Raw genomic sequence first — 2,409 nt, 5'->3', positions numbered from 1 at the left:
CCCTCAAACCCGAAAGATCATCGCGTCCAACAGCCACGGCCCTCGCAACTCCCACAGATCGCGGGTGTTGCGAGGACCGTTAGAACCCAAGGTCGGTCGAGCCCTGACTGGGGCTGGTCTGGCGTGTCCGCTGGGTGCGGTTCAGGCGCTCCGGTGGGGGCGCTGGTCGATGATGATGCGGGTGCGGGGCCGGTCGGCGTCGGTGGTTTCGGTGGTGGCGGTGACCGGCTGGGTCTTGCGGACCTCGTGGGCGATGGCGGTGTAGTAGGCCAGGGCCAGCGCGCGGTCCTCGATGTGGGCCAGGTCGCTGCCGGCGGCCCAGTAGGCGCTGTAGAGGGCCTTGATGACGGCCATGAGGCTGGGACCGGGCAGAAGGACCGTGACCATGTCGGTCTTGTCCTGGGCGACGGCGGCGGGGAACTGGAAGTGCGGGCTGGCGGCCGCGGTGCGGGAGCCGATGAACTGCCAGGCGTTGGGGTGGCAGACCAGTTCGGCGGCGCTGACGCACGCTGCACTGGCCAGGGTGCGAAAGAGGCCGGCTTCCAGTTGGGACTTGCCGGTCGCGGTGCGCGGCGCAGGCGTTTCGGCGGGGGCCAGCTGGACGGGGGAGGCCTCGGCGGCGGGCAGCAGGTGGCTCACGGCTGCGGCGAGTTCGGCGACCATGTCGGCCTCCGCGGCGGTGTCGGTCGGCTCGTTGGTCGGCTCGGTCACAGTGGTCTCCTTCACGAGTGTGGCTGGCTGGGCGGTGCGGTCAGTGGACGCCGTCTGGCCGGCCGGGGCGATGTCCGGGGCGCCGGCGGTAGGCGCGGCCGGCTCCTGGCTGATCGGGGCGTTGTCGTCCTGCGGCAACGGGTCGGGGGCGGCTGCGGCGGTGGGCTCCCAGACCGTGCTGCCTTCCCGGTCGGCGGACAGCGGATCCCGATCCGGATCCCCGTCGAAGGCGGCCTCGGCCGACGGGTCGGTACGGCCGGCGCGGGCCTCGTCCAGCTGACGGCGTAGGTCCCGGATCTCCTTGCGGGCCTCGATCAGCTCCTTCTGCTCCCGGCCCAGGGTTCGACGAAGCTCCTCGCGGTTCTCCCGCAGGCCTTCGGCGACGGCGGCCGCGAGCTCGCTGCGCAAGGCGGCGTTGTCGCCACGCAGAGCCGCGTTGTCGGCGCGCAGCTCCTGGAGTCCGTTCTGCAGGATCTGCCCGACTTCGGTGCGCAGCAGCTCGACCTGCCGGGTGGTGCCCATCATCTGCCTCCCCCTTGGTGTGGGCACGGCGCTGACCGTGCGGGGTCAAGCGTGGGGGCCGGGCTGATGGCCCGGTGGGTACTCGGCGGCAGGTGACCCGATCCGGATCATCACTGTCCGGAATCAGATCGTCACACTGTTCGACTCCCCGGGGCATTTCGCCTACGCCCTGCCCGCCAGACGGTGGCCCTCAGCGGTGCCGCGTGACCGCATGACGAAGCCGGTGGAGGCGCAGCGCGTGCCTCCACCGGCTTCGTCGTCGGGCTGTTGAGTGGTCAGGCCCGGCCGAGGTGGAAGACGGTGACGGTGACCGTCTGGTCGTGGACCTCGTACTGGACGCGGTAGAAGCCGACCTGGATGCGGTAGATCCCGCTGGCCCCGACCGTGAAGGCGCCCGCCGGCCGGGGGTTGTCGGCGAGCAGGTCCACGGCCTGGAAGGCCTGCTGGATTCCGGCTCGGTCGTCGGCGGCGTACTTCTGCGCCACGGCCAGGGCCTCGGGCTCCCAGACGATGCTGTAGGTCACGAAGCCTCTCCGAGGACCTGGCGGCGGGCCTCATCATGCGGAACACCCGGCCCGGTCTCGCCACGGGCCTTGCGGGCCAGGTACTCGGCGGTGGCCCGGTGGTACTCCAGCTCCTCAAGCTCGGCCGGGCTGATCAGGACGGCCATGGTCTGGCCCCGGTCCGAGAGGGCGATGTGCTTCTGTTCGGCGCTGACCTGCCGGGCCAGGGCTCCCAGCTTGTTGCGGGCCTCGGTGATCGGATAGGTGTCCATAAGCCGAACCTAGCACTAGTGCGCACTTCTGCGCGGAACATCTCAGTATCTCCTTGCGCCGCTGACCGACACGAGGACGGCCTGGCTCCCGCGTATCGGTGAGGGCCAGGCCGTCGCCGTGTGGGCAAATCGCATCCGGCGGGCGATTTGGACATTGCCCCGCCCAGGGACCTTGGCCCGGTGGCATTGGTCGCTACGGACCCGCTTGCACGATGCCGAGGCGTCCCTCCATGGCCTCGGCGTGCCGGGCGCGGGCCACATCCCGCAGGGATTCCTGCATGGCCTCCCGGCCTCGACCTCGGGTCTTCAGAGAGCGGTTTGTGAGTGTTTGACTGGTTCTGGTGTCACCTGATGGTGTGAGTGTGGACTGGAGTTCGCTCGCTCGGCGCCGCTGCTCTGCT

Annotated in this window: 3 protein-coding genes; all 3 read right to left on the bottom strand. The window is 70.2% G+C overall.

Annotated features, from left to right (window positions below):
- Positions 1 to 141: 141 nt before the first annotated feature.
- The 3 genes from AB0P06_RS36815 to AB0P06_RS36805 all read right to left on the bottom strand — a co-directional run bounded on the left by AB0P06_RS36815 (position 142) and on the right by AB0P06_RS36805 (position 2,008).
- Positions 142 to 1,236, bottom strand: coding sequence for a hypothetical protein (locus AB0P06_RS36815; RefSeq protein ID WP_363615366.1), 1,095 nt, complete (start codon positions 1,234 to 1,236; stop codon positions 142 to 144).
- Positions 1,237 to 1,508: 272 nt separating this feature from the next.
- On the bottom strand, positions 1,509 to 1,757 hold the full coding sequence (locus AB0P06_RS36810; protein ID WP_363615364.1) for a type II toxin-antitoxin system RelE/ParE family toxin: 249 nt from the start codon (positions 1,755 to 1,757) through the stop codon (positions 1,509 to 1,511).
- Complete coding sequence (locus tag AB0P06_RS36805; protein WP_363615362.1) at positions 1,754 to 2,008, bottom strand: type II toxin-antitoxin system Phd/YefM family antitoxin; 255 nt, start codon at positions 2,006 to 2,008, stop codon at positions 1,754 to 1,756. The genes AB0P06_RS36810 and AB0P06_RS36805 overlap by 4 nt, the downstream gene beginning before the upstream one ends.
- Positions 2,009 to 2,409: the final 401 nt, after the last annotated feature.

It is taken from the genome of Kitasatospora sp. NPDC088351 (assembly GCF_040685575.1).
Taxonomy (GTDB): Bacteria; Actinomycetota; Actinomycetes; order Streptomycetales; family Streptomycetaceae; genus Kitasatospora.
Note: the sequence above shows the minus strand (reverse complement) of the source record. Positions and strands in the feature narration are given on the sequence as shown.

Excerpts from the sequence above, each read along its gene's own strand:
- AB0P06_RS36815 (WP_363615366.1), bottom strand. The coding sequence starts at position 1,236 with ATGATGGGCACCACCCGGCAGGTCGAGCTGCTGCGCACCGAAGTCGGG.
- AB0P06_RS36805 (WP_363615362.1), bottom strand. The coding sequence starts at position 2,008 with ATGGACACCTATCCGATCACCGAGGCCCGCAACAAGCTGGGAGCCCTG.